Consider the following 25790-nt stretch of genomic DNA (forward strand, 5'->3'; position numbering starts at 1 on the left):
AGACAAAGGTAGCGTTAGTCGAGTAAATCGATCAGCGCTTTACTCTCTTCTAGCATGGCTTCTTTGGCATTCAAGATATTACTGAGAGAAAGATCTAAGCGGATCGCCAAGGCTTTATTGTACTGTTCGGAAATTTCTTCTTCGCTCCAATCTTGTTGCCAAGCATGGTTAAAAAAACTGGCCATGCAAATGAAACCCGCATCTTCATTGAATGTTTCCGCGCTTAAAGGGGTTAGTTGATCTTCGATTGCATGAACAAAGCTATCGGAAAACTTCCAGCGCTTAGCAAGCTCTGCACCGACTTCTGCATAGTTAAACCCAAGCACTTGTGCTTCAGCTTCTTCTCGGCTCAAACCTTGTTCTATTTTGGCGGCGATGCGTTGTTCATCTTCTTCGGTGTCAGCAATTAAAATAATCAGCTCACCTAAGTTGTGTAACATGGCACAAGTGAACGCGGTATCAGGTGCGTGGCTGGTTTGTTTAGCAAGGGATTTGCTGATACTAGCGACGCGAAAGGTATCAGCCCAAAATGCTTTTTGATCAAAATTATCAAAATGTTTAAACGAGGATGAGATACCAGAGGCCATCACTAAGGTGCGCACGGTATTAAAGCCAAGCCGGATCACCGCATCTTCAATACTGCTGACATCTTTACCGCGACTGAAGTGGGCTGAGTTAACTAAGCGCAGCACCTTTGCACTGATTACGGGGTCTAAGGCAATCTTATTGGCGACGCCAACAATATCGGCATCGTCATTATTAAACGTTTGTATTAACTCTTGCACCACTTTAGGAATGGTAGGTAATTTATCTAGCTTGCTAAATAGTGTTTGAATGTCCATATAAGCCTCTGAAAGACAATGAAGAAAACAGAATATAGTACATATTTAACCCCGTTGGGGAATTTGCACAAAATTGGTGTTTTTATTGATGCTTTCAGTCGCTTTCTCGTTGGCTTTTGTGAGAATGCTCACAACTGGAATCTAATAAATCTAAGACGCTAGCTCGCTTGTTTTTTGGGTTTAATCACAACATAAGATATCTGCTTTTGCTTACCGTATTTCACCATATTAGTAAGTTCTGATTGGCTAATGGGCACATAAGCAGAATTAATGATGTCGCGCTGTTGCTCGACATTGGGATCATGGAAGAAAAAATATTGTTCATTCATGCCGCTGAGCACGATCCAATGAGGGCCTTTTTCGCCATTAAAACGATAAGTGCTGATAAGCATTAATACACAGTAGCCGGATTTAATCCATTGGCGCAGCTGGTTCAGCGTGGGCGACTGAGTTTGCGTTGCAATATTTAGCGTTGTTAAACGTTGGCTAAAGTCTTGATGAACTAACTCGATCACGGCTTTTTTATCACTATCACGCACGCTGTCTATAAAGGGCACCGATGCCGATTGGCTAAATAGCTCAACACCGAAGCCGCGCTCATGGGCTGCCAGTGCTAAGCCTTGCGCGCTGCAACCGCCATGGCCACTGGTCATAAACACGGTGGTGGCTTCGCGCCAAATTTTTACTTCATCTAAGCGGTTTGGCTGATAGTTGTTATCTAAATAAGCAAAGCTCATTAATAAACAGGAGGGGCCGCAGGTAAACGGCAAGGTTTGTACATATAAGGGCATGGCTAGCACGCTGCTGGGGCCAGGCGGATCGAGCCGCTTATGCATGCGTACACCATCGGCCAAATCATCGTAATAGTGAACTAAGGTTTTGAGCACCTTATAGCCCATTTTATAATAAAGATTTTTTGCCGCTATATTGTCATTGCGCACCTCTAGGCGTAATGTGATAAAGCCTCGTGCAATGGCTTCTTGCTCGCATTGCTGCACCATTTTGTAAGCTAAGTTTTGCCCCCTATAAGCGCTGGCGACAGCGACAGAATAAAGTCGGGCTAGCTGGGTGCCGCGGTTAAACAGCACTAAGCTATAGCCGGCGATTTGCTGCCTGACTTCGACGACCAACAGGTAAGCTAATGGCGAGGTAATAAAGCGTTTCATTTGACGAGCACTTATGCGATCGCCAGGAAATACCGCTAACTCTAGTTGGTTAAGTGATGCTAAATCAGTAGGAGTAGCTGCGCGCAGTAGCATGGTGAGTCTCGAGGATGAGCAACAATATGTTTAGCTATTTAATCCTTTACCCTGACAAGAGGCAATCACTTTTTTATGGCGCGTTTTTTAATTGTAACTGATGAAGCAGGCGATTGGCGTCCTTACCTACCCAGTGAAAATATGGTGTTGGTAAACGACTATTTAGATATGGGAGCGTATTCCGATAATGGCGCGACGCAAGTAATCAATTTATGTCGCAGTTATGACTACTTGAGTAGTGGTTATTATTGTTCCTTGATGGCAGAAGCGCGTGGTCACCGAGTCTTACCAAGGGTAATGACGATCAACGATCTTTCTCAGGACCGATTCTTTAGCTTACCGCAAACGGGCTTAGATAAGTTGCCCGCTGATACTGACGTGTTAGCGTTTAAAATCTACTTCGGTCACTGTGATATCCCCGCTCTGGAAAAAATGTGTCGCAAAATTTTTGAGCGCTTTACGGTGCCAGTGTTGGACATGAAATTGCAAAAAGTCGCGGGTAAGTGGCAAATCGAAAAAGTGGAGCCTTTTGCCTATCAAGATCTTAGCGACAGTGAGCAAGATTCTTTTGCTCAATACTTAGAGGTGTTTTCGCAAAAAGTGTGGCGTATGCCGAAGCCTTCTAAGCGCTATCGCTATGAAATGGCGATGTTGGTGGATGAGCAAGAAAAAATGCCGCCATCCGATAAAGGCGCGTTAAAACGTTTTGTTAAAGCGGCTAACCGAATTGGGATGGATCTAAAGTTAATTGGTCCCAATGATATGGCTACCTTGGGTGAATATGATGGCTTGTTTATTCGCTCGACTACCAACATCAGTAATTTTACTTATCGTTTTGCCAAAGCGGCGGAAAAGATGGGCTTGGTAGTAATGGATGATACCGAATCTATTATGAAGTGCACCAATAAGGTGTTTCTCACTGAGCTACTCAACCATAATAAAGTGCCGATGCCAAAAAGCATGATAGTGAAAGCTTCTGACCCTGATTGGGCCGATAACCTGATTGCGACGATTGGACTACCGGTGGTGCTTAAAGTACCGGATGGCGCGTTCTCATTGGGCGTGGTGAAGGTAAAAACTCGCGAGTCGTTACTTGAGCAAGCCGAGATTACTTTTGGTCATAGTGCGCTGATTTTAGCGCAAGAGTTTTTGCCAACCGACTTTGACTGGCGCATTGGTATTTTAAATCGTCAGCCAATTTTTGCTTGTCGTTACTACATGAGTCGCGGCCACTGGCAAATTTATCAACATCATCAAAGCGGCCGCGTTAGCAGTGGCAGTTTTGATACCTTAGATTTAAAAACGGTGCCTAAGTCGGTAGTGGATGCGGCATTGAAAGCAGCTAACCTTATTGGTGATGGCTTTTATGGCGTTGATCTCAAAGAGATAGATGGCAAAGCTTGTATTATTGAAGTGAATGATAATCCAAGTGTTGATCACGGCGTGGAAGATTTATTCTTAGGTGATTTACTCTATGACCGGATCATGACTGAGTTTTTAAGACGTATCCAGTTGCGCGGCTTTTAATTTCATAGCGCCAGTTGTTAACCTTGTTGTTAACTGGCGTTTTCATCCTTGAAAACGTCGCTTTGTAAAAACAAACTGTGTCGTTAATCGGAATATAAATTGAGGGCTCTAGTGACCGAGTGACATCGCCAATTCATTGCCTTGATGCTGCAATTCATCAAGTTGTGACGCGAGCGACTCTGGGTTGATGTTTAAATGCTCTGCTAGGGCTTTCGGGAAACGGCCAATAATCGCGGCAGCGGGCACGCCAGCATTCCAAGCAAAGTTTACAAATACCGATAATCGAATCAAGATGGCTTCGGCGGATACCTCTTCGAATGATAGGGGATCCAGCTGTTGTTCAATTGCATTGATGAAGGTTGCCGAGAAATTCCAACGTCTTGCTAATTCAACACCCACTTGGCTGTAATCAAATCCGAGTACTTCGCGCTCAGCTTCAATGCGGCTGGCACCTTGGTTCATTGACATGGTTACGAGTGCCATTTCCTCTGGCAAACTTGATTGCAGTAGTATCTCTCCAATATTGTGCATCATGGCGCAGGTAAACGCTGTTTCAGGCTCAACAGTGGTGTGTTTGGCTAGTGCTTTAGCGATGGTGGCGACGCGAAAGGTGTCGGACCAAAATTTATTTTTGTCAAAGCCTGGCGTTGCTGGGAAGGCACTACTGATGCCAGATGCGATAACGATGCTACGCATGGTGTTAAAGCCCAAGCGGATCACGGCTTGCTCTATTGATGTCACTTCTTTACCGCGGCGATAGGCTACTGAGTTAGCCATTTTTATTACTTTTGCACTTAAAGATTGGTCCATCGCTATTTTTTTAGCGAGTACATCGATACGCGCATTATCGTCACCAAAGCTCTCCATTAGTTCGGCCAATAGCGCGGGCACGACTGGGAGTTGTTTTAGTTTGGAAAATACTTCATTTAATTGCATTGCGCGAATTCCTGCTTGGAAAATAATAATACCAATTAGAATCATAGCAGCATGCTATTGCCCGCGACTATGTTTGCAAGCTTGATCTGTTTCACTAATTCCGCATAATGTGCGTTTAACAGCATAAATAAATCGCTATTATCGATTTATTTATCACTAAGCTGGAAAGTTACCCATAAATTAGACTATTCTTAACGCGTTTGACGACAGGAGTCTTTACCAAGGCATGGTTGCCGTTCTCTATAGCTGGAGTGACCATGATGCTATTTACTCTTTATTCTCAGTGCTTCCCATCTGGTAAGTTTGCTTCAATACAGTTTGGAGCTGTACATGAAGCCTGATCAAGCTCGCGCCATCATAGCTATTGCAGACAAAATCCGACATCAATCTAGCCCTAATTTTGATCCTCAGTCTGCTCAATTAATACAGCATCTTTTTTCCCATAAATCTGACGTGATATACCAATTAGTGCAATTTTCTTTACAGCAACAGCAAGACTTACTGCATCTAAAGAGTGTGAATAATGAACTACAGCGGCAATTGCAGCAGCTTGAAGACGTAAAGCAAGAGCGGAATTGGTTTCGCTGGTTAGAAAAAAGTAGTCCAAATAGCGCTCAAGTTTCAGTAGTAAAAAAAGACCAAGTAAGATAAAGGAGAAATATAAACATTTACGCTATATTGGCTGAGTAATTGGCTTAGCGACAAGTAATAAAACAAGGAGTTAGGGTGCAAGGATACGATGTCATTGGCGATGTTCACGGCCGCGCTAAGCAGTTAGTCGCATTGCTGCAACAGCTCGGCTATGAAATCCAGGGCGAAGCTTATTGCCACTCTTCACGCCAAGCTATTTTTATTGGTGATATTATCGATTATGGCCCCGAGCAGCGAGCAACCTTAGCGATTGTAAAAAATATGGTTAAGGCGGGTAGTGCCCAAGTTATTTTGGGTAATCACGAATTTAATGCGGTAGCCTTTGCTACCCCTGATCCAGAGGACTCCAAGCGTTTTCTACGCCCCCATACCAGTAAAAACCGGGTGCAACATAAGGCTTTTTTAGCTGAGTATGCTAATGATCCTATCGCTTATAAAGAGGCCATTAGTTGGCTTAAAACCTTGCCTTTATTTCTTGAAATTGATGGTGCCGCCTTTATTCATGCGGCATGGTCTAATGATTTGGTTACGCAGATAAAGCCCGAGTTGAATACTGATAACAGCCTACCAGATAGTTTGTATGTGAACGCAGCGAAACGTGGCAGCTGGCAATACCAAGTAGTGGAACAATTACTAAAAGGGCCTGAAATAACCTTACCACAGGGCCATTATTTTAATGATAAACATGGCCATCAGCGCAATGATATTCGTGCCCGCTGGTGGCTGCAAGCGCCGCTCAGTTACCGCGACCTAGCGATTGTGCCTGAAGGAGAGGAAACAAAGATACCGACATTGCCCATTGCTCAGTCGCTCAATAACTTTGCAGTCTCACGCCTGGTGTTTATCGGTCATTATTGGTTAAGAGGTACGCCCAAGCCACAATCGCAGCTGGTCGTTTGTACTGACTATAGTGGCGATGCCAAGTTAACCGCTTATCGCTGGTCATTTGAATCTGAAGCTGATCCGATGAATTTTGTGCAGGTCAGTGAATGCTAAGTCAGCTCGGCTTCAGCCGGTAGTTATTGCGATGACTTTGAGTTAAGGCTAAATAGCTTAAATTGCAGATAAAAAAACGGGACGACACTCGAAAGTGTCGTCCCTTATAGTCAAAACATCATATTCCGTGATGTAAGGTGCTCCCTGCGCTCCCTGACTTATTACCTGATCCCTAGGCTTATCCGTTTCTCACATCCTGTGAGTTGTCCTTTATTTGGCCATCCTAGCCTAACAAACCATCCTGATTTGTTTTCTGTCTCCGTCCTGGAGGTGTCCCTTATGCTACTTCCTGTAGCGTGTCCATTTATCTTCCTGATTGCCAGATTTCCTATCTGACATTGAGACCAAACATCCTGTCCGTGCCTCACTGCGTCCTTGCGGGATTAAATATAAGTGATTTTGCCGGTGACAATACAAGCTAAAAACAAAAAAAATAAGGGAAAACCTATATGTCTTTTTTGTGTGTATGAGTAAGGTGCTGTTAAATAAGGTTTGTTTTGTTATTGCTTCTGTTTTTTAGGGAGTAGATAGTAGGCTTATCTGATGAATAAAAAGAGAATGGCTTACGCTTTCTATGGCTAATGTCTCACAAATATTTTGACTTTTTGAATTGGGGTTACCGTTTATCGGTACTATTTTCAGTTTGTTCGGTTATTTTGACCATTCATCATGACATTATGATGACTTCATCGTTATTTATTATGTGATTTTAATCACGTTGGATGTCACGCTTAATAAGAAACCCGTGTTAAATATTGCCTTAACTGGGATGAGGGCCATCGCTTTAAAAAATGTGTTGTTATATTACAGGCCTGATACAGTGAAACTTGTTTTCGTTAGCTATAGAGTTAGGCAAAAAAAAGGCCGATAATAATCGGCCAAAGAATGGGTGTAGATATATCTTTTAGTGTAGTTTGAAGCTGTTTAAACGCGCCAACAGGGTGTTTAGGGTTGCTGGTGCGATGGTTTTACAAATGTCATCAACGCTTTTGTTTTTGAAAAGTTCACTTAGTAATGTACAAACATAAGTTAAAGGGGCATTTTCAAAAAGTTTAGGGTTGTGTAGGTAGTCACGACCGCGCTCGCGAACCCACTCAGCTGCGTCAACAGGTACGCTAAAGCCGCTGCTTTTCATGGTATTGTGTAGTTCGATTAATTGTGCGCGATAGTGTGTTAAATCAGAGCTTAGAGTGTTCTGGTAAGCGGCTACAGAGGCTAGGGCTTGAGCACCAGGTAAAATCTCTAACTTATGAATGTCGTTCATTGTATCTCCAAAAATTTCGCTTTAATAAGTTAATAGCTAGACGCATTTATTTGCGGCTAAGTTTAAATATGATTTGAGATTCGACCCATCTAATAACCAGTAGGCTATAGAAGATTTATGTCAATATGACGACATCAGGCTCTTTGTATGCTTATTTTGATAAGCTATTTTTGTTAATTAAATGAGCCTCGTTTCAGTTGACGGTTATAGTTTCAGCCGAGAAAGAGAAAAGCGCAATTTAAGAGTGACAATTCGTTGATAGGTAAGATGAGCAGCATAAAAAACGTGACAGACCGCAAAGAAATATCCGCTTTGCTTAGTGGTAGTGGTAAAACGCTCGGTTTGCTTGTTACTGCTCTTTGGCGTCTGAGTGATGTTTTGCCATTTCCACTTCGGTGATAAGCTGAGCAATAGCTTGTTGCTTTAGTGCTTTACGATCAGGCTTAAGGCCTTGCCATTGTGGCCAAGGTAATAAGTGTTTTGGCCTTTGCCAAGGGGCCAATAGCTGTTTGCTGTCTTGCTGTAGTTGCTGACATTGAGTCGTATTTTTCCAATCAACAAAAGCTGCGGCAACTTGGCCAAACTCAGGGTCAGGGATAGGTACTATAATGACGCCTTTGATATATGGCAGGCTCAGTAAAGCTTGCTCTATTTGCTCGGGTTGCACGTTCTCACCACCTGCGATAAACATATTATCTTTGCGGCCATAAACGCAGAGTTTCCTAGAGGCGATTGCACCAAGGTCTTTGCTAGCAAAGCCTAACCGCTGATCGACAGCAACTAACTGGCCTAGTTGCCGATAGCCCATAAACAAGCAGGCCCCCTTTAAAATGATTTCACCTTTGCTTATTTCGACTTCACGATCGGGTAAAACTTGGTACTGCAGTGGTTGCTGGCTTGAAGGGGTTAATTCAACACTGGCCACTTGTGAACTCATTTCGGTTAAGCCGTAACTGGCAAAGCTTTTAAACGGGCCATTAGCTAGTTGCTTGAGCAATTCATTATCTAATGCTGCACCGCCTACTAAGACATAGCGTAATGACTTATGGGTGAGCATATCTGGTTGTTGCAGTAGGCGATAAACCTGAGTGGGTACAAGTGAGGCGTGGGTAACGGGATAGTGTGTTAAGTCTTGAGCTATTTGCTTAGTGCCCAAGGCAATACTACCGCCAGCAAAAAATGCCCGAAACACTAAGGCGATGCCGCCAATATGAAATAGCGGTAGGCTCAGTAGCCAGCAGTCCTGTTGACAAAAAGGAATTAACTGCTGCGAGCCTAGGGCGCTGTAATAATGGTTGCCTAAACTATGTTGTGCCGCTTTGGCGTCGCCGCTGCTGCCAGAGGTAAACACTAAGGTACATGCTTGCGCTAAGGTTAGCTTGCATTCAGCGCGCTGGGTTGGCTGGTGGATGTCGATGGGGGTTACATCAGTTAGCGCAATAGAGCTTGGCCCATAGTAATATCTGATTCCAGCTTGCGTGCAGCGTTGTTGCAGCTGCTGCTGGCTAAAAATTGGATTGAGCGGACAAAAAATGATGCCTTGACGCAAACAAGCGAACATCATGGTTAGCAATGTCAGCGGATCGTTATGGATCACCGCGAGCACTTCCCCTTTGGGGACTTGGCTTAATGAGATGGCTGAAACTTTGCTATTCAGTTTAGCGTAGCTAAGGCTGGCACCATTATGTGAAAGGTAAATGGCCACTGCATCACCTTGGCTGCTCGCGTGTCGCTGTATCGGGCAGGTAATCACGTTGGCCATACTCGCTCCATTGCTGAGGTATCCAGCGTATAGTTTTGAGTGTGGCAAAAATATTTTGCAGTATCGAGCCCGGGCGCTTCATTGGGCGTCCATTTATTCGCCAGGGTTGCTAGTACGCCAAGTCCATAGTGACTTTCAAACGCGCAGCTTAAAATGGCGCGCTGTTGATGTTGATGTTGATTCGCAAAGGTTAATAACTGCTCAATACGTTTAAAGCTACCCACTAGCATCGGCTTGATCACTAAAGCTTTAATGGCCTGATGACTAAAACTGGGTAATGGCCATTGTGGCTGTTGCAGCTGTTCATCCAGCGCCAGCGGCAATTGAAATTGCTCAGCAAGGTACAAACTGTCTTGGAGGGTCGCGCAAGGCTCTTCGATAAATACGATGTTATGGATTGGCAGCTGGCTAGCAAAGGCCGCGCCTTGCTGGTGATCCCAGCCTTGATTGGCATCTAAGCGCAGTTGCAGTTGCGGGTTGAGTGTTACCAGCGTGTGAATAACCTCTAGCTCGATACATGGTGCTAAGCGCGCGACTTTCAGCTTGATTTGTGTAGGGAGGTTAAGGCTAAGGTATTGCGCCTTGATTTGCTCAGCGCAGCCTTGTAATAAAGGAATGTCGGGTTTGACTTGGCTTGGCGCAATGCCAAAGCGCAGGCAATCCCAAGCAAAAGCGCTACTGGGGCCGATAAACTCATGTTTGTGTGGCTGTGTTTTTGCCGCTTTTATCACCTCTGCAATAGCTTGCGCTAAGCTTTCACGGCTAAAGCCGGGGAGTGGCGCAAGTTCAGCTACCACTTCACGGTTTAACGCTATATTAAACGCCTTAATGAAGGCAAACTCTCGGCGCTTGAGTGTGTGCTGCGCAAATTTCATCGGCTGCTTAAAGGCCAATGAAGTGCGGTAAATTTTAATGTCGCGCAGCATACTCATCTGCGCTTATGGATTACGGCCAAATTTTTCAAAGTTTGGCGGACGTTTTTCGTTAAACGCATTGCGACCTTCTTGCCCCTCTTCGGTCATGTAAAACAACATGGTGGCATTACCGGCTAACTCTTGTAAGCCAGCTTGGCCGTCACAATCTGCGTTTAGGGCTGCTTTCAAGCAACGCAGCGCCATTGGGCTATTTTGCAGCATTTCTTTACACCACTGCACGGTTTCAAGTTCGAGCTGCTCAAGTGGCACCACGGTATTGACTAAGCCCATTTCAAGCGCCTCTTGGGCGTTATACATGCGGCATAAAAACCAGATTTCACGGGCTTTTTTCTGGCCGACAATGCGGGCCATATAGCTTGCGCCCCAACCACCGTCAAATGAGCCCACTTTTGGACCTGTTTGGCCAAATTGGGCATTCTCTGCGGCGATGGTTAAGTCAGCCATCATATGTAAAACGTGTCCACCGCCGACCGCGTAGCCCGCCACCATCGCTACCACAGGCTTCGGGCAAGTGCGAATTTGACGTTGAAAGTCCAGTACGTTTAAGTGGTGAACGCCAGACTCGTCTTGATAACCTGAATCACCGCGTACTTTTTGGTCGCCGCCTGAGCAAAAGGCCAAGTCGCCCTGACCGGTAAGAATAATCACGCCAATTTGGTCGTCATAGCGTGCTTCGTTTAACGCATGGATCATTTCTTTCACGGTAAGAGGGCGAAAGGCATTGCGTACTTGTGGGCGGTTAATGGTGATTTTGGCAATGCCATCGGCTTTATGAAAAAGAATGTCTTGGTAATCTTGAGAAAAATCTTGCCACGCTAATGCGGGTTTTATTTGCGAAGTTGTCATAACAAGCCTTGAGTGGGTCATATATAAAAAAGTATCGCTTACGGGAATTTACCGAGTATATACCCAAGTTACCTCAAGATGCTTGTTCAGCGAGAATTTGTAGGCTGTTAGGCGCGACGCTGATTTGAGACATAGTTATTCTACGTTAAAAATCAGCAACAAAGCATAACAGCCTACAAAACTCGCCCTTTGGGAGTCGCTCATTATGTTCATTTTTTCGTTAAAAAGCATCGAAAGGGCTGACCATTCCTTCAGCTTTTTGCCTCAAACTGAACATAATGAGCGGCTCTGAATCCCGCATCTTGAGGTGTCTTGGGTATAAGGCGACTTATCTGATTAGCGTATTCTATTGGCTTGGCAAAGTGAATATTATGACCCGCCTCAGTAAAAGAGACTTTATTAAGCTGTGATGTGGATTTTTTTAGAGCGTTGGCCAGCTGAGTAAATTTTTGATCTTGCTCGGCAACAAAATAGCTAACCGGGCAGGTTGCATCGGTGATGACATGGCGAAGATTGTCTTGCTGGCCGAGTGAGGTTGCTAGCAACATCTTGCTAAGGGCGTCGCCATCATTTTGGCGACGTAGCTGATACAGCTGTTGTCTTTGTGTCGTAGATAAGTCGGTAAACACTTCTTGTTGATACCAATCGAGCAATACCTGATTGAGTGGCTCCGTTGCAAAGCGCTGCGCCCAGTTTTTATCATGACTGATGCGGATGGTTTTTTCATGTTGCTGAATTAACCCTGTATGGGCCGACTCTAGGATTAACTGGCGCACTTGGCTTGGGTACATCTGCAAGTAGTGCAGCGCAATACGGCCACCAAGTGAATAGCCCACCAGATAACATTGTCTGATCGCTAGCGCTTGTAAACATTGATGGATCAGGTTGCAGCATTGTTGGAAAGCGCGTGGCGCTGATAAGGTGACGTTTTGACTGCCGCCATGGCCGGGGAGATCGATGGTTAGCCAGTTTTGCTCGTGCGCTAACTGCGCAATAACCCCTTGCCAATCTTTACCGCTGCCTAAAAAGCCATGAATGAATACGATTGGCGTGCTCTCGTATTGCAGCTGATATTGGCAAGTCAGCGGTAAGTTGGTATTCACTAGGCGCTAGTATCCGGCTGGGTCAGGTAAGCGAAATCAAGTTGTTTTACTTGCTCGGCGATGGTGTTGATCATCTCGCTACTTTCTTTGGCCGGGACTTTTATTTCAATTAAGGTTGCGCCCGGCTCGATTAAGGCGGAAGCGTAATCCAGTTCAAATTCTTGTTGTTGGGTGGGATGCATATAATTGATACCAAACATGGCTGCAGCCTCGGCAAAATTTAAACCGTGTGGCAGTTGGTAGCAGTCTCGCGCTGTTTGTTGATCATCTGGTAGCGGTAATAGGTTGAAAATACTGCCACCATCATTATTGAGTACGATTAACACAAACGGGTTTTCCAGCTGTTTTAACAGCGCCATTGAGTTGAGATCATGAAGTAATGAGGTATCACCGATTAGCAGGGTAACAGGGCGATGAGTCAATATTTTACTGACTCCAATGGCACTGGCGAGTAAACCATCAATGCCACTGGCACCGCGGTTAGTGAATACTTGCTGCTGTTTGGAATTAGCTTCGGCAAACATATCCATCAGTCTAACTGGTAAGCTATTACCAATAAACAAGGCACTGTTGTCTGGCACTAAGCGTGATAAGCAGTGCGTGACGGATAATTCGGATAATTCATGTGATTGAGCGGCCATAAGTTGACTGATTTCAGCATCCGCTCGATAAAGATGTTCTGCCCAAGGGTTATGCTGCGCAACGGGATGGGCGTTGAGCCAAGTCATGGCATCGATTTGAAAGTAATTCCCCATGGCGTGGTTCGGGTCCATTAGATCGGCTTGGCTTTGCACGCCAATAAATTGAGCCGAACTGGCTTGTAAAAACTGCTGTAAACGTTTCGATACCAGTCGACTGCCAAATTGAATCACCAGTTCAGTTTGGTTGAGGGCGGCTGTAAAGTCAGGGTGGTGCAGCAGCTGGTCGTAGTAATGCAGTGACCAAGGGTGCCCTTTGCCACTGGATTGAATATCCATTAACAATGGCCAACCGAGCGCTTGAGCAAAGCTGGCGACTTCATAAGCTTGCTCGGTATTTGCTAATTGACCGACGACAATCAGCCCTTTTTTAGTTTGTAGTTCAGACCAATTAACAATGGGCTGTGGTCTGCATGGATGAATGGATTTATTAATATAAGGCAATTCACTACGCAGCCAATCATTAATTGACGCTATGTAATGGCGTAAATCTTGGCTTTTTTCCTTTGGGTAAAACGGCTCACGAAAAGGGCAGTTAATATGAATAGGCCCCATGCGCTGCTGTTGCAAATATAAGGCTTGGCCTACTTGTGCCAATAAGTAGCTAGCGCTAATTTCGGTGCTGGCTGTCGCCAAGTTTAGCGATGTCACGACATGAGAGGTAAACATGCCCACTTGATCGATGGCTTGGTTAGCGCTGCATTGCAATAGCTCGGTGGGGCGGTCAGCGGATAAAATGATTAAGGGGACGCCGGTGAGTTTTGCTTCAATGATTGCAGGGTGTAAGTTAGCCACCGCTGTGCCTGACGTGGTAATAATGGCCACTGGCGCTTGCTGCGCTTTTGCTGCGCCGAGTGCGCAATAACCTAAACCGCGCTCATCAAAGTGACTGTGTAGAGTGATGCCATGATGCCCATGGGCCGCTAAAGTTAGTGGTGTAGAGCGTGAACCGGGCGCCATGAAAATCTGATTGATGCCGCCTCGATACAAACTTTCAATAATCAACTGTGCCCATAAAAGACTAATATTGCTGGCGGTCGTTTGTTTCATAGGAGCCTCATATTATTGAACAGCTTAATTTAGTTGGAGTAGTGACAATGGCGTCGCTATTTTATGCTCTAGCTCTTGCCATTCTAACTCGGGATCAGAGCCTTTAACTATCCCTGCTCCGGCAAATAATGCAATCTGATTATGTTGGATCAAGGCGCTGCGAATAGCTACCGCAAATTGGCTTTGTTGCTGACTTAAAATACCGATGGCGCCAGCGTACCAGCCGCGAGGATAAGGTTCATTTTGTTCGATAAATGCGAGTGCTGACTTTCTTGGTGTGCCACCAACTGCGGGGGTTGGGTGCAGCGCGTTAAGTAAATCGTGGTCACTGGCGTCCGGTTTTAAATAGGCGTGGATACGCTGTTTGAGATGTTGTAATTGATTGAGTTTTAATATGCCAATTTTATCCAGTCCGATGTCTAAGCTGACTTTGCTTAATTGCGCCAGAATATCATCGAGCACTAACTGATTTTCACGCTTTATTTTTTGGTCATGGAGTAAAATATAGCTAAGTTTCTCGTCAGCTTCTGTTGTTGCGCCGCGTGGCATAGTGCCCGCGAGAGACTCTGTTGTTAGGCGAGCCCCACTGCGTAAATATAACCGCTCAGGCGTACAGCCGATAAAGTGTGAATCGGGCGAAAACGAAAATAAAAATTGGAAGCAGTTTGGGTTAACCATTTGCCACTGGTGTAATAAGGCGCATTGATCGACTTGGGTTAAGCTGGTTAATTGAGTGCGGCGGGATAGCACTACTTTAGCGGTGAGTTGCTGAAAATCATCGTCGGTTACTTGCTCCACTAATTTGCGCCAATCCTGTTTATTTGGCGTGTCTTGCCGCTGCGAGATAAGAATAGACTGCTTGGCTAATGCTTCTGCTGGGTTAAGTGAATCCAGTAATGCTAGGGTTGTGTTTACTTGGCTAACAAAATCAGATGTGGCCCAATATAGGTTACAAACCAACTTAGTGATCCTGCCTTGGCGACGAATTTCCAGACGTGGTAATACAAATTGGCAGTGAGGGAAGTTTGGCCAGATGGAATGGCTTGAGAATCCCATGCCGCCATACAGCCTTGCTTTATGTATGTCGTTAGGTATTTCTGCTTGATCTGTGTGCCAAGCTTGGCCAATGGCCGCGACTTCGCCTTGATCGTCTTTATCACTGAGGTAAATTTGCGGATAGTGAGTTTGCGCTTTGAGCCAGCCCAGTAATGAAAGGCTAGGTAAGGAAAAGCTCAAACTAAGAAACACTCCCTCGGGCTGTTTTAGTTCAAGTAAGGCGTGTTTTAAGGCATTAAAAGCTGACATCAATATTTCGCAAAGGCTGGTAAAGCAACTTAAGGTGTTAACCCAAACTGCCTGAAGCGGCTGAAATCATCATTTCAAAGGCGTTTGAATATAAAGGCTTGCTAATTTAACTGAAACTTAGAGAAAATGCAGCCTTCTCAGCACGTCGCTGTTTAGAAAGGCCTCTTGTTCCATTAACAAATAAATTTAGGTGTTGGTATTTTGACTCAAAAAAGAACATGGCTCTCGGTTTGGTTGTCTGCCATTCGTCCTCGTACACTTCCCCTAGCCTGCGCTTCGATTGTTTTAGCCGCTGGGCTGGCGTGGCAGCATCAGGTATTTAACTCTTGGATCCTCGCTTTGTGTTTGAGCACCGCTATTTTATTACAAATTATTTCTAATCTTGCCAATGATTACGGTGATGCCGTCACTGGGGCTGATAATGAGCAACGTATTGGCCCGCAACGCGCGATGCAAACCGGTTTTGTGACGCAGCGACAAATGAAAGCTGCGATAGGTTTAACGACGCTGATGACAGTGGCTTCTGGGCTCAGTTTATTAAGCTATGTGTTTGCGGATAATTGGCAACAGTTGTTGGTTTTTGTTGGTTTAGGTTTATTGTCTATTATAGCTGCGGTGACTTACACCATGGGTAAGCACCCATACGGCTACATGGGCTTAGGCGATCTGGCGGTGTTTATATTTTTTGGCTTATTGGGGGTGTTAGGCAGCTTTTATCTATATAGCTTAACCTTACATGCCGCTTTGATTTTACCGGCAATAAGTTGCGGCTTATTAGCTACGGCAGTGCTTAATATTAACAACACTCGCGATATCGACACCGATAAACAAGCGGGTAAGCACACCTTAGCGCTACGTTTAGGGCGCTCTAAGGCCTGCTGCTATCAGTGGATGTTGTTAGCGGGAGCAGTGATCACTACCTTACTTTATCAGTGGCAATTACCTTTTAGCAGTTTTAATTACTTGTTTTTGTTGGCTCTTTGGCCATTGGTGCAGGCCGCTCGTACCCTGCAACTGAGCCGTGATGGTGTGCGCTTAAACGGAGCTTTGAAACAAACGGCATTAGCCAGTTTTAGTTACTGTTGTTTATTGGCTTTAGGTTGGGTATTGGCATCGTCATAGACTTAACCGTATCCGACGCTAATTTGTAAAATAGTCTAATCTTCATTTAGTTAATAGAAAACTAGATGGTTCTTACTATGTCGGGAAATACGTCACTACCGAATCTTTTACTGCAGCATTATCAAAAAAGCACCGATGGTATTTTACTGTGCGACCGTGAAAATAAGGTGATAGAAGCAAACCAAGCTATGTGTAATATGTTTGGTTACAGTGCTAAAGAAATCACTGAGTTAGATTTTTTCGACTTAATCAATGTTGATGTATCGAGTGTTCCTGCTTGTTTTCGCCAAGCTAAAAATCGCGACAATGTGAATTTCCTCGTAGTACTTGAGCGCTATGTCCATCCTGATACTGAAAATGCCTTGTACATTATTCGTGATGAGTCTCACTCGGTTGAGGCGACTAAATCTGTGTTTGGCACTGAGCAATCGACCAATCGTTTTAAAGAGCTGCTGAAGAATTTACATAAAATCTCAGTGGAGCTGAGTAACAGCAATGATATGGATGAACTTTACCGTCGAACTGTTGAGCTGTCTCTGGAAAAACTTGAAATTGAACGTATCGCTTTATTCCTACTTGATGAAAAACGCAATATGGCGGGTACTTTTGGTACTAATGAGTTCGGTCAGGTAGCTGATGAGCGTGATTACAAAAGGCCTTTAAGTCATTTCCCCATTGTACTTGAAGCCATTACTCGACGTGATTATGTCACTGTGTTTCAAGACCAAGATTTAGTCCACTACGATAAAAAAGTGGGTAAGGGCTGGCAAGCCATGGTCACTCTGTGGGACAAGGAAAAGCCAATCGGTTTTTTGGCGGCCGATAATTTGATTCACCACCGTGCGTTAACCCCCCATATTCGAGAAATATTTGGTTTATTGGGCTCGGTATTAAGCCACGTGATTATTAAAAAACGCGCTGAGTTCAAATTGAAAAAAATGAATGAAGAGCTTGAGTTGATGGTCGCCAAGCGCACTTTAGAATTAGAGCAAAAAATAAAGCAGTTAGTCGATACCCAAGAAAAGCTGGTGGAAGCAGAGAAAATTGCGTCTTTAGGCAGCCTAGTCTCGGGTGTTGCCCATGAAATTAATACGCCCCTTGGGGTGTCGATTACGGCCGCATCGTTACTACGAGAAACAACGCAGCAGCTTTGTGACATGATGGCAACGGGCGCGATTAAGAAGTCAGCCTTGCAGTATGTGGCTGATACGTCTAAAGAAAGTATCAGTCTGATTGAGAGCAATTTGGATCGAGCAGCTAATTTAGTTAAGAGCTTTAAGGCGCTGGCAGTGGACCAAACGTCAGACAACTTAGTTATTTTACACCCCCATAATGTAGTAAAAAATATTTTATTGAGTTATCACCATGAGCTTAAAAATAAACCCATTACCGTGAAAAATGAGATCTCTCTTGATCTAGCGGTGCGAAACTATTCGGGCGCTTTAGTGCAAGTAGTGATTAATTTATTACTTAACTCTTTGCAGCATGGTTTTAACGAGGGTCAGGCCGGTGAGATTAACATCTCAGCTGAAGCGGCGGAAAAAGGAGTGGTTATACATTACTTGGACACCGGCAAGGGGGTAACGGAAGGAGATTTGAAATTAATTTTTGAGCCTTTCTATACCACGGCAAGGCAGGCTGGCGCGGGGCTTGGCTTAAATCAGGTATATAACTTGATTTCACAGAAAATGGCGGGAGAAATTAGAGCAAGTTTACCAGAAACGGGCGGTTTAAAATTTGATGTTTTTTTGCCCAATTTGTAACGCACGTTGTTTGGCTTGGTTTAAGATTTTTTCTTTTTCACTGTCATTACTATCATGCCAAGCGATAATTTCATCAAGGCTGCGATGGCAACCTAAGCAAATATCTTGTTCATTAAGGCAGCAATTACGTACGCAAGGCGATTTTACTTCAAAATGGCTCATTGATTTGCCTCTTAACAGATATCCAAGTAGATAAATTTTAGCTTATTTTTCGTACTCACTCATCAATGGCGTTGGCAAGGCGGGATCCCGCACCTGTTTTAATCAACAGGTATCAGCGAATAATAAGCGGGAGCGGTGTGCTATTTAGTCATGATGTGTTATTTCAGGGGGAGGGTGAAGTCAGTAGGATTAAGCAACAATAAGAGGTGCAACGGCTAGCGCAATTTGACCGCTGGTTTTCTATTTAGCTGGCGCTGATGGCTTGATACCCAAATAAACTCTCGCTGAACAAGCATCTTGATGTTGCTTAGGTATAGTTATTTACTTACTTGATGATTATTTATCCATTTCACCCTTTAGTTTCGTTGATGGGTTGATTATACTGCGAGTTCTTGTCGGAGTGCCAAGGGGTATCATTACCTTTAGGCTGAGACTGCAATTGCAGGATCCGTGGAACCTGATTGGGTTAAGACCTACGAAGGGAACAAGGCTAAACCTTTTAAAAAAAACAGATCTAATCATAGGTTTATACTTCCACCTCTCGGCAAGCAATTCATCACACTTAACTGGAATCAAGGTGAAAATTGCTTATGGCTATCAACAGAAGAGAGGCGCGTAAAGCGGCTCAAGAATACATTCAAAACCTCGGTAACGAGTCTTTTCCAAACTCAGAAAAAATCTTCATCGAAGGCACCTTACCTGGCGTGAAAGTGGCGATGCGCCAAATTCATCAAGCCGATACCTTAATTGGTGGTACCGAGGACAACCCGCAATTTGAATCAAATGAGCCGATCCCGGTTTACGATGCGTCAGGTCCTTACACCGATCCAAACGTCGATATTGATGTGCACCAAGGGTTACCTAAGTTGCGTCAACAATGGATTTTAGACCGCAACGATACCGAAGAATTAGAAGGCTTAACCTCGAAATTTAGCCAGCAACGCATGGCTGACGAAGGGTTAGATCATCTCCGTTTTGAGCATTTACCTAAGCCACTGCGCGCAAAAGCGGGTAAAAACGTCACGCAAATGCATTACGCACGCCAAGGTATCATCACCCCTGAAATGGAATACATCGCCATTCGTGAAAACATGGGGCGTGAGCGAGTAAAAAGCGAGTTACTAAAATTCCAACATAAAGGTGAAAACTTCGGCGCGAACCTGCCGGAGAACATTACGCCTGAATTCGTGCGTAAAGAAGTGGCGGAAGGTCGCGCCATCATTCCTTCAAACATCAACCACCCAGAATCTGAACCAATGATCATTGGTCGTAATTTCTTGGTGAAAGTTAATTCAAACATTGGTAACTCATCAGTTTCTTCATCAATTGAAGAAGAAGTTGAAAAGCTAGTGTGGTCAACCCGTTGGGGTGGCGATACGGTAATGGACTTATCCACTGGCCGTTACATTCATGAAACCCGTGAGTGGATTTTACGCAATTCACCGGTGCCAATCGGTACTGTGCCTATCTATCAAGCGCTAGAAAAAGTAAATGGCGTAGCGGAAGACCTTAACTGGGAAATCTTCCGTGATACCTTGATTGAACAAGCTGAGCAAGGGGTGGATTACTTTACGATCCATGCCGGTGTATTACTGCGTTATGTACCGATGACGGCAAAACGTCTGACCGGTATCGTGTCGCGTGGCGGTTCAATCATGGCGAAGTGGTGTTTGACATACCATAAAGAAAACTTTGCTTACGAACACTTCCGTGAAATTTGTGAAATCTGTGCGCAATATGATGTTGCCCTTTCATTAGGCGATGGTTTGCGCCCGGGCTCAGTGGCGGATGCCAACGATGAAGCGCAATTCTCTGAACTGGAAACCTTAGGCGAGCTGACTAAATTAGCGTGGGAATACGATGTTCAAGTGATGATCGAAGGCCCAGGTCACGTGCCAATGCAAATGATCAAAGAGAACATGGACAAGCAGTTAGATGTTTGTCATGAAGCGCCTTTCTATACATTAGGCCCATTAACTACCGATATTGCACCGGGTTATGACCACATCACTTCGGGTATCGGCGCTGCGCAAATTGGTTGGTATGGTTGTGCCATGCTGTGTTACGTGACACCAAAAGAGCATTTAGGCTTACCAAACAAAGATGACGTAAAAACTGGCTTGGTGACATACAAGCTAGCAGCGCATGCGGCAGATTTAGCCAAAGGTCACCCGGGCGCGCAAATTCGCGACAATGCCTTATCAAAAGCACGTTTTGAATTCCGCTGGGAAGATCAGTTCAACCTAGGTTTAGACCCTGATACGGCGCGTGCGTACCATGATGAAACCTTGCCGCAAGAGTCGGGCAAAGTAGCGCATTTCTGCTCTATGTGTGGGCCTAAGTTCTGTTCAATGAAGATCACTCAAGACGTGCGTGATTATGCGGCTAAATTAGAGTCGGGTGATATCCAAATTAAGCTGTTAGATGAAGTCGTCAGCATTTCTCCAGAAGAAGGCATGAAGAAAAAGTCTGAAGAATTTATTGAAAAGGGCGCTGAAATATATCAGCCTCAAGTTTAATTCTTTGAGTTAAATGAGAGTTATCCATTACAGGTAACAGGGTGATGGGTGACTCTAACAATAAATGCTTTTGCTGGTGGAGGAGTGGTAATGGACAAGACCCTAGGTAGGACCTCAGTTAAAACACCGATAGTATGGACCATTGCGGGGAGTGATTCGGGTGGCGGTGCTGGCATCCAAGCTGATTTGCATACTATTAATTCTTTAGGCGGTTATGGCTGCAGTGTCATCAGCGCTGTTACCGCGCAAAACTCTGTCGCTGTGCGTTTGGTTGAAGCGGTTTCAGATGAGATGTTTTCAAGCCAGCTTGATTCATTAGCCGATGATATGCCAGCGGATGTGATAAAGGTTGGGTTGCTTTCAACGGTTAGCCAGGTTGAACTGTTAGCGACATTTTTGGCTGCGCTAGAAACCAAACCCTATGTTATTTATGACCCGATCGCGGTTGCCTCAAGTGGCGCTAATATGGCGCAAGCTGGTTTGCAGCAAGCAGTACTCGAGACTTTATTGCCTCATATCGATTTATTGACCCCTAATGCTGATGAGTTAGAAATTCTAACTAAGGTGATCATTACCTCAAGTCATGACATTCGTCGCAGCGCCAAAGTGTTATTGGATAAAGGTTGTGGCAGCATCTTGATTAAGGGTGGCCATCTCGAGCTAGTCGATGATGTGTGCATGGATTTTTGGACTAATGGCGAGCGTGAAATAGTGCTCGGTACGCCGCGTATTGATAGCCCACATAGCCATGGTACGGGCTGCAGTTTGTCCTCTGCTATCGCCACTGTACTGGCCTTGGATTATCCCATTGAAGATGCATTGGTATTAGCCAAGGCGTACTTGAATCAAGGTTTAAAAGCAGCGTCTGCTAAAGGTAAGGGGCCGGGTCCGATTGCCCATTTAGGCTGGCCTACCGATCCAACAGATTTTCCTGACGTGATCCTACCTGGCTCAGAGTTAGGTCGATTACTTAATTTGCAAGGTGAACTGGCGGCAGGGCAAGGCTTTGCCAGTTGCAATACCGACAAGCTAGGGCTGTATCCAGTGGTGGATTCGGTTGAGTGGTGCCAAAAATTACTCGATATGGGCATTAAAACCCTACAATTGCGGATTAAAGGTAAAACAGACGCGGAAGTAGAAGCCGATGTGATAGCCGCTATTAAACTTGGTAAGCAATACCAAGCGCGGATGTTTATTAATGATTATTGGCAGTTAGCCATTAAGCACGGTGCTTATGGCGTGCATTTAGGCCAAGAAGACTTAAATGATGCGGTGTTGCCACAAATTAGCCGCGCAGGATTACGCTTGGGCTTAAGTACTCACGGCTATTATGAAATGTTGCGGGCGAAAAAGCTCAAGCCCAGTTATATCGCACTTGGCCATATATTCCCGACCCAAACTAAAGACATGCCATCACGGCCGCAAGGTTTGATCCGGTTAGAAAAATACGCGGCCTTAATGAATGATATTCCCACCGTGGCGATTGGCGGGATTAATCTTGAGCGCGCACCGCAAGTTTGGCAAACCGGGGTGGGGAGTATTGCAGTGGTGACTGCGATTACGTTAGCGGATGATCCCCAAGCAGTCGTTGACGCGTTTAATGCGGTGCTGGAGTCATAAATGATGCTCTCAAATGCGGAAACCTTAAGGTACAGTCGTCATTTATTACTCAGTAATGTGGGTGAAACCGGGCAGCTTAAGTTAAAGCAAGCTAAGGTGCTGATTATGGGCATGGGTGGCCTTGGTGCGCCCGCCTCAATGTATCTTGCTGCTGCGGGGGTTGGTCAATTAGTGCTGGCTGACTTTGATGAGTTGGATGTGTCCAATTTGCAACGTCAAATTAGTTATGATGCCAGTCAAGTTGGTCAGCATAAAGTGGATGCGGCCAAGGCACGCTTAACTGGGCTCAATAACGAAATCCGTATTCGTGGCATTAAAAAGAAAATGGATGCCAAGCAATTAGCGATGGAAGTCAGCATGGCGGATCTGGTGCTTGATTGCACTGATAATCTTGCTAGCCGTCATTTGATTAGTCAGGTGTGCTGCCAGGCTAAAACCCCACTAATTGTTGGCGCGGGCATTCGTTTAGAAGGCCAGCTGATGATGTTTGACTTTAGCCAGCCTGATAGCGCGTGTTACCACTGCTTGTTTCCGTCAACGCAAGAGCAAACCTTGAATTGTTCTAACTCTGGTGTGCTTGGCCCGATTGTTGGCACGATAGGCTCGTTACAAGCGTTGGAAGCGATTAAGTATTTAGTTGGCTTGCCGAGCGGTATTAAAAATCAACTTAAGTTGTTTGATGGCCTTACTCTCAATTGGCAAAGCTTTTCAATTTCTCGAGATCCGGCATGCCCGGTATGCAGTGTCCATGAATAAAATTACCATCAATATTAATGGTCAGGCGCAGCAACTGGCGCCGCAGACCAGTGTTACTGATTTATTAACTACTCTAGGCCATGCTGAGCAAGGCATGGCGCTGGCGGTCAATCAATCTATTATCAGCCGCAGTGAGTGGCCTGATCACTATTTACAGCAAGGCGATGAAGTTTCCTTGTTTCAAGCCATCGCAGGAGGCTAATGATGTTAACGATTGCCGATAAAACCTTTAGTTCACGTTTGTTTACTGGCACTGGTAAGTTTTCTCATCAGCAAAGTATGGTTGATGCATTGGCGGCATCAGGCTCGCAGTTAGTGACCATGGCGCTCAAGCGCGTGGATATGCAAAATCGTGACGATGATATTTTGGCTCCTTTAATAGCCAATGGCATGAACTTGTTACCCAATACATCGGGTGCGCGTACTGCTAAAGAAGCCGTATTTGCTGCTCAGTTAGCCCGCGAAGCGTTGCAAACCAATTGGGTTAAATTAGAAATTCATCCTGATCCTAAGTATTTGCTGCCGGATCCGATTGAAACCTTGAAAGCCGCAGAAGCGTTAGCGCGTGAAGGATTTGTGGTATTGCCTTATGTCCATGCTGATCCCGTGTTATGCAAGCGACTTGAAGAGGTTGGCTGCGCGGCAGTGATGCCACTAGGGGCACCGATTGGCTCTAATAAAGGTATCCGCACTCAAGACTTTTTAGAGATCATCATTGAGCAGGCGAATGTACCGGTGATCGTGGATGCTGGTATCGGCAGCCCGAGCCATGCTGCGTTAGCGATGGAGCTTGGCGCTGATGCGGTTCTGGTTAATACCGCGATTGCGGTAGCCGGTAATCCAGTTGCCATGAGCCGCGCATTTGCTTTGGCGGTACAATCTGGCCGCATGGCATATGAAGCGGGATTGGCAGGTCAAGTACAACAAGCTGTGGCATCAAGCCCGTTAACAGCTTTCTTGGAGGAAGCATGAGCTTCGCCGAGCAGTTAAAAGCCCTTAATTGGGATGATGTACGCCTTTCTATATATAGTAAGACTGCTAAAGATGTTGAGCGCGCATTGTCTAAACCACGTTTGAACACGGAAGATTTTAAAGCGCTGATATCGCCTGCCGCCGAACCGTATCTTGAGCAGATGGCGCAAAAGTCGATGGCATTGACGCAGCAGCGCTTTGGTAAGACGGTGCAGTTTTATATTCCTTTATACCTCTCGAATATGTGCAGCAACATTTGTACTTATTGTGGTTTTTCGATGGGCAATAAAATTCGCCGCACTACATTAGACATGGTGCAGTTAGAAGCGGAGCTGAAAGCCATTAAGAAAATGGGCTTTGATCATATCTTGCTGGTGACAGGCGAATCGGAAAAGAAAGTGGGCATGGATTATTTTCGTCAGGTATTCCCGCTGATCAGACAATATTTTTCACATATTACGATTGAAGTGCAGCCACTCGATCAAGATGAATACGAAGAGTTGATCGAGCTAGGATTGGATGCGGTACTGGTCTATCAAGAAACCTATAACCCAGTGACCTATGCCGAACATCATCTCAAAGGTAAAAAGTCTGATTTTTGGTACCGTTTGGACACCGCTGATCGCTTAGGCCGCGCTGGCGTGCATAAAATAGGTGTTGGCAGTTTGATTGGCTTAGAAGAATGGCGCACCGATTGTTTTTATGTCGCGTCTCATTTAGCTTATCTAGAAAAACATTATTGGCAAACGCGTTATACCCTTTCGTTTCCTCGATTACGTCCTTGTGAAGGGGGCTTTCAACCTAAATCGATCATGACAGATAAACAGTTGGTCCAGTTAATCTGCGCTTATCGTTTATTTAGCCCCGAAGTTGAATTGTCGTTGTCGACTCGAGAATCGGAACATTTTCGCAATCATGTCATTCCGCTAGGCATTACGACTATGAGTGCGGGCTCAAGCACACAACCGGGTGGTTATGCTGAAACGGCTGAAAAAGCTTTGGAGCAATTTGAAATATCCGATGATCGCGCACCTGCGGTGGTAGCGGATATGATGAAAGCCAAAGGTTATGAGGTGGTATGGAAAGATTGGGATCCCAGTTTAAGTCGATAGCCGGAATAGTGGCTGCACGTATAAAAGAAAAAGACCTAGTCTACTTAGATTAGGCCTTTTTGCTATTTCTAGCGCATGAGTGGACTTGTTTACTGTACTATTGCCTGTTTATCAACCTATTTTGGCGTATTTATAGGGGTAACCTGTGGGTAACTTGAGTGTAAGTTGTGGGTGTAATTTAATTACAATTTATCGTTAAAAAAGCCTTGCACCGAAATCGAATCTCCCTATAATGCGCAACCACTGAGACGGCACAGCGCAAGGCGCAACGCAATATCAGGTGGTTAAAAAGCTTGGCTTTCTAACCAGAAAGATAAATCGAAAATTTCTTAAAATTAACGATTGACTTTCAAATCGGCTAGCGTAGAATGCGCAGCCCTGACGAGGTAAAGCGAAAGCAACCTAGTCAATGTTCTTTAACAATTTAATCATGCAATCTGTGTGAATACTCATGTTGAAAGCCACGGCTAACAACGCAATGGTAACGAATCGCCAAAACGATTTATTTATCAATGTAATTTCTGAGTGTTCATATAGAACAAATCGAACTTCATTTATTTGAGGTTCAAAAACAGAATTCATTGAGCAGA

General features: G+C 44.9%; 22 protein-coding genes and 1 riboswitch. Of the genes, 11 read left to right on the top strand and 11 right to left on the bottom strand.

Annotated features, from left to right (window positions below):
* Positions 1-14: 14 nt before the first annotated feature.
* Positions 15-842: an HDOD domain-containing protein gene (locus K6Y31_RS04570; protein WP_233051658.1), complete on the bottom strand. Its 828-nt coding sequence runs from the start codon at positions 840-842 to the stop codon at positions 15-17.
* Between the two features lie 158 nt (positions 843-1000).
* Positions 1001-2101 carry a GNAT family N-acetyltransferase/peptidase C39 family protein gene (locus K6Y31_RS04575; protein ID WP_233051659.1) on the bottom strand — a complete coding sequence of 367 codons (1101 nt, stop codon included), beginning with the start codon at positions 2099-2101 and terminating at the stop codon, positions 1001-1003.
* A 75-nt stretch (positions 2102-2176) separates the two neighbouring features.
* Between K6Y31_RS04575 and K6Y31_RS04580 the strand changes: the two genes are divergently transcribed.
* Entirely contained in the window at positions 2177-3628 is a 1452-nt protein-coding gene (locus K6Y31_RS04580) for a RimK family protein (protein ID WP_233051660.1), read from the top strand.
* A 108-nt stretch (positions 3629-3736) separates the two neighbouring features.
* Here the strand turns inward: K6Y31_RS04580 and K6Y31_RS04585 are convergent, their stop codons facing one another.
* The gene (locus K6Y31_RS04585) at positions 3737-4564 is read right to left on the bottom strand and encodes an HDOD domain-containing protein (protein WP_233051661.1); all 828 of its coding nucleotides are present in this window, start codon (positions 4562-4564) and stop codon (positions 3737-3739) included.
* 330 nt (positions 4565-4894) lie between these two features.
* Here K6Y31_RS04585 and K6Y31_RS04590 point away from each other — a divergent pair, with 330 nt between their 5' ends.
* Both K6Y31_RS04590 and K6Y31_RS04595 read left to right on the top strand, forming a co-directional pair.
* Positions 4895-5215 (top strand): hypothetical protein, encoded by a 321-nt coding sequence (locus tag K6Y31_RS04590; RefSeq protein WP_233051662.1) that lies wholly within the window; start codon positions 4895-4897, stop codon positions 5213-5215.
* A gap of 75 nt (positions 5216-5290) precedes the next feature.
* Positions 5291-6211, top strand: coding sequence for a metallophosphoesterase (locus tag K6Y31_RS04595; RefSeq protein WP_233051663.1), 921 nt, complete (start codon positions 5291-5293; stop codon positions 6209-6211).
* Positions 6212-7115: 904 nt separating this feature from the next.
* Here K6Y31_RS04595 and K6Y31_RS04600 read toward each other — a convergent pair.
* The 7 genes from K6Y31_RS04600 to K6Y31_RS04630 all read right to left on the bottom strand — a co-directional run bounded on the left by K6Y31_RS04600 (position 7116) and on the right by K6Y31_RS04630 (position 15174).
* Positions 7116-7475 (bottom strand): hypothetical protein, encoded by a 360-nt coding sequence (locus K6Y31_RS04600; protein ID WP_233051664.1) that lies wholly within the window; start codon positions 7473-7475, stop codon positions 7116-7118.
* 349 nt (positions 7476-7824) lie between these two features.
* Positions 7825-9237 carry an AMP-binding protein gene (locus K6Y31_RS04605; RefSeq protein ID WP_233051665.1) on the bottom strand — a complete coding sequence of 471 codons (1413 nt, stop codon included), beginning with the start codon at positions 9235-9237 and terminating at the stop codon, positions 7825-7827.
* Entirely contained in the window at positions 9225-10169 is a 945-nt protein-coding gene (gene menC / locus K6Y31_RS04610) for an o-succinylbenzoate synthase (protein WP_233051666.1), read from the bottom strand. Before menC ends, K6Y31_RS04605 begins: the two co-directional genes overlap by 13 nt.
* A gap of 6 nt (positions 10170-10175) precedes the next feature.
* Positions 10176-11018, bottom strand: coding sequence for a 1,4-dihydroxy-2-naphthoyl-CoA synthase (gene menB, locus K6Y31_RS04615; protein WP_233051667.1), 843 nt, complete (start codon positions 11016-11018; stop codon positions 10176-10178).
* 251 nt (positions 11019-11269) lie between these two features.
* Positions 11270-12121, bottom strand: coding sequence for a 2-succinyl-6-hydroxy-2,4-cyclohexadiene-1-carboxylate synthase (menH, locus tag K6Y31_RS04620; protein ID WP_233051668.1), 852 nt, complete (start codon positions 12119-12121; stop codon positions 11270-11272).
* Positions 12121-13869, bottom strand: coding sequence for a 2-succinyl-5-enolpyruvyl-6-hydroxy-3-cyclohexene-1-carboxylic-acid synthase (gene menD / locus K6Y31_RS04625; RefSeq protein ID WP_233051669.1), 1749 nt, complete (start codon positions 13867-13869; stop codon positions 12121-12123). Before menD ends, menH begins: the two co-directional genes overlap by 1 nt.
* Positions 13870-13893: 24 nt before the next feature.
* A complete protein-coding gene (locus tag K6Y31_RS04630) occupies positions 13894-15174 on the bottom strand; it encodes an isochorismate synthase (RefSeq protein WP_233051670.1) in 1281 nt (426 codons plus the stop codon).
* Between the two features lie 201 nt (positions 15175-15375).
* Between K6Y31_RS04630 and K6Y31_RS04635 the strand changes: the two genes are divergently transcribed.
* Both K6Y31_RS04635 and K6Y31_RS04640 read left to right on the top strand, forming a co-directional pair.
* Positions 15376-16296: a 1,4-dihydroxy-2-naphthoate polyprenyltransferase gene (locus K6Y31_RS04635; protein ID WP_233051671.1), complete on the top strand. Its 921-nt coding sequence runs from the start codon at positions 15376-15378 to the stop codon at positions 16294-16296.
* Between the two features lie 77 nt (positions 16297-16373).
* Complete coding sequence (locus K6Y31_RS04640) at positions 16374-18059, top strand: PAS domain-containing sensor histidine kinase (protein ID WP_233051672.1); 1686 nt, start codon at positions 16374-16376, stop codon at positions 18057-18059.
* Here the strand turns inward: K6Y31_RS04640 and K6Y31_RS04645 are convergent.
* Entirely contained in the window at positions 18027-18221 is a 195-nt protein-coding gene (locus K6Y31_RS04645) for a DUF1289 domain-containing protein (RefSeq protein ID WP_233051673.1), read from the bottom strand. The two genes, K6Y31_RS04640 and K6Y31_RS04645, sit on opposite strands and share 33 nt — an antisense overlap.
* Before the next feature lie 386 nt (positions 18222-18607).
* Positions 18608-18722: riboswitch (TPP riboswitch) on the top strand.
* A gap of 89 nt (positions 18723-18811) precedes the next feature.
* Between K6Y31_RS04645 and thiC the strand changes: the two genes are divergently transcribed.
* The 6 genes from thiC to thiH all read left to right on the top strand — a co-directional run bounded on the left by thiC (position 18812) and on the right by thiH (position 25200).
* Positions 18812-20740, top strand: coding sequence for a phosphomethylpyrimidine synthase ThiC (gene thiC, locus K6Y31_RS04650; protein WP_233051674.1), 1929 nt, complete (start codon positions 18812-18814; stop codon positions 20738-20740).
* 90 nt (positions 20741-20830) lie between these two features.
* A complete protein-coding gene (gene thiE / locus K6Y31_RS04655) occupies positions 20831-22360 on the top strand; it encodes a thiamine phosphate synthase (RefSeq protein WP_233051675.1) in 1530 nt (509 codons plus the stop codon).
* Positions 22361-23116 (top strand): HesA/MoeB/ThiF family protein, encoded by a 756-nt coding sequence (locus K6Y31_RS04660; RefSeq protein ID WP_345790235.1) that lies wholly within the window; start codon positions 22361-22363, stop codon positions 23114-23116. It begins immediately after the preceding gene.
* Entirely contained in the window at positions 23109-23318 is a 210-nt protein-coding gene (gene thiS, locus K6Y31_RS04665; RefSeq protein ID WP_233051676.1) for a sulfur carrier protein ThiS, read from the top strand. The genes K6Y31_RS04660 and thiS overlap by 8 nt, the downstream gene beginning before the upstream one ends.
* Positions 23318-24088: a thiazole synthase gene (locus K6Y31_RS04670; protein ID WP_282560149.1), complete on the top strand. Its 771-nt coding sequence runs from the start codon at positions 23318-23320 to the stop codon at positions 24086-24088. The genes thiS and K6Y31_RS04670 overlap by 1 nt, the downstream gene beginning before the upstream one ends.
* A complete protein-coding gene (thiH, locus tag K6Y31_RS04675; protein WP_233051677.1) occupies positions 24085-25200 on the top strand; it encodes a 2-iminoacetate synthase ThiH in 1116 nt (371 codons plus the stop codon). The genes K6Y31_RS04670 and thiH overlap by 4 nt, the downstream gene beginning before the upstream one ends.
* The last annotated feature ends 590 nt before the right edge of the window (positions 25201-25790 follow it).

This window comes from Motilimonas cestriensis, assembly GCF_021295315.1.
GTDB lineage: Bacteria > Pseudomonadota > Gammaproteobacteria > Enterobacterales > CBDFNC01 > Motilimonas > Motilimonas cestriensis.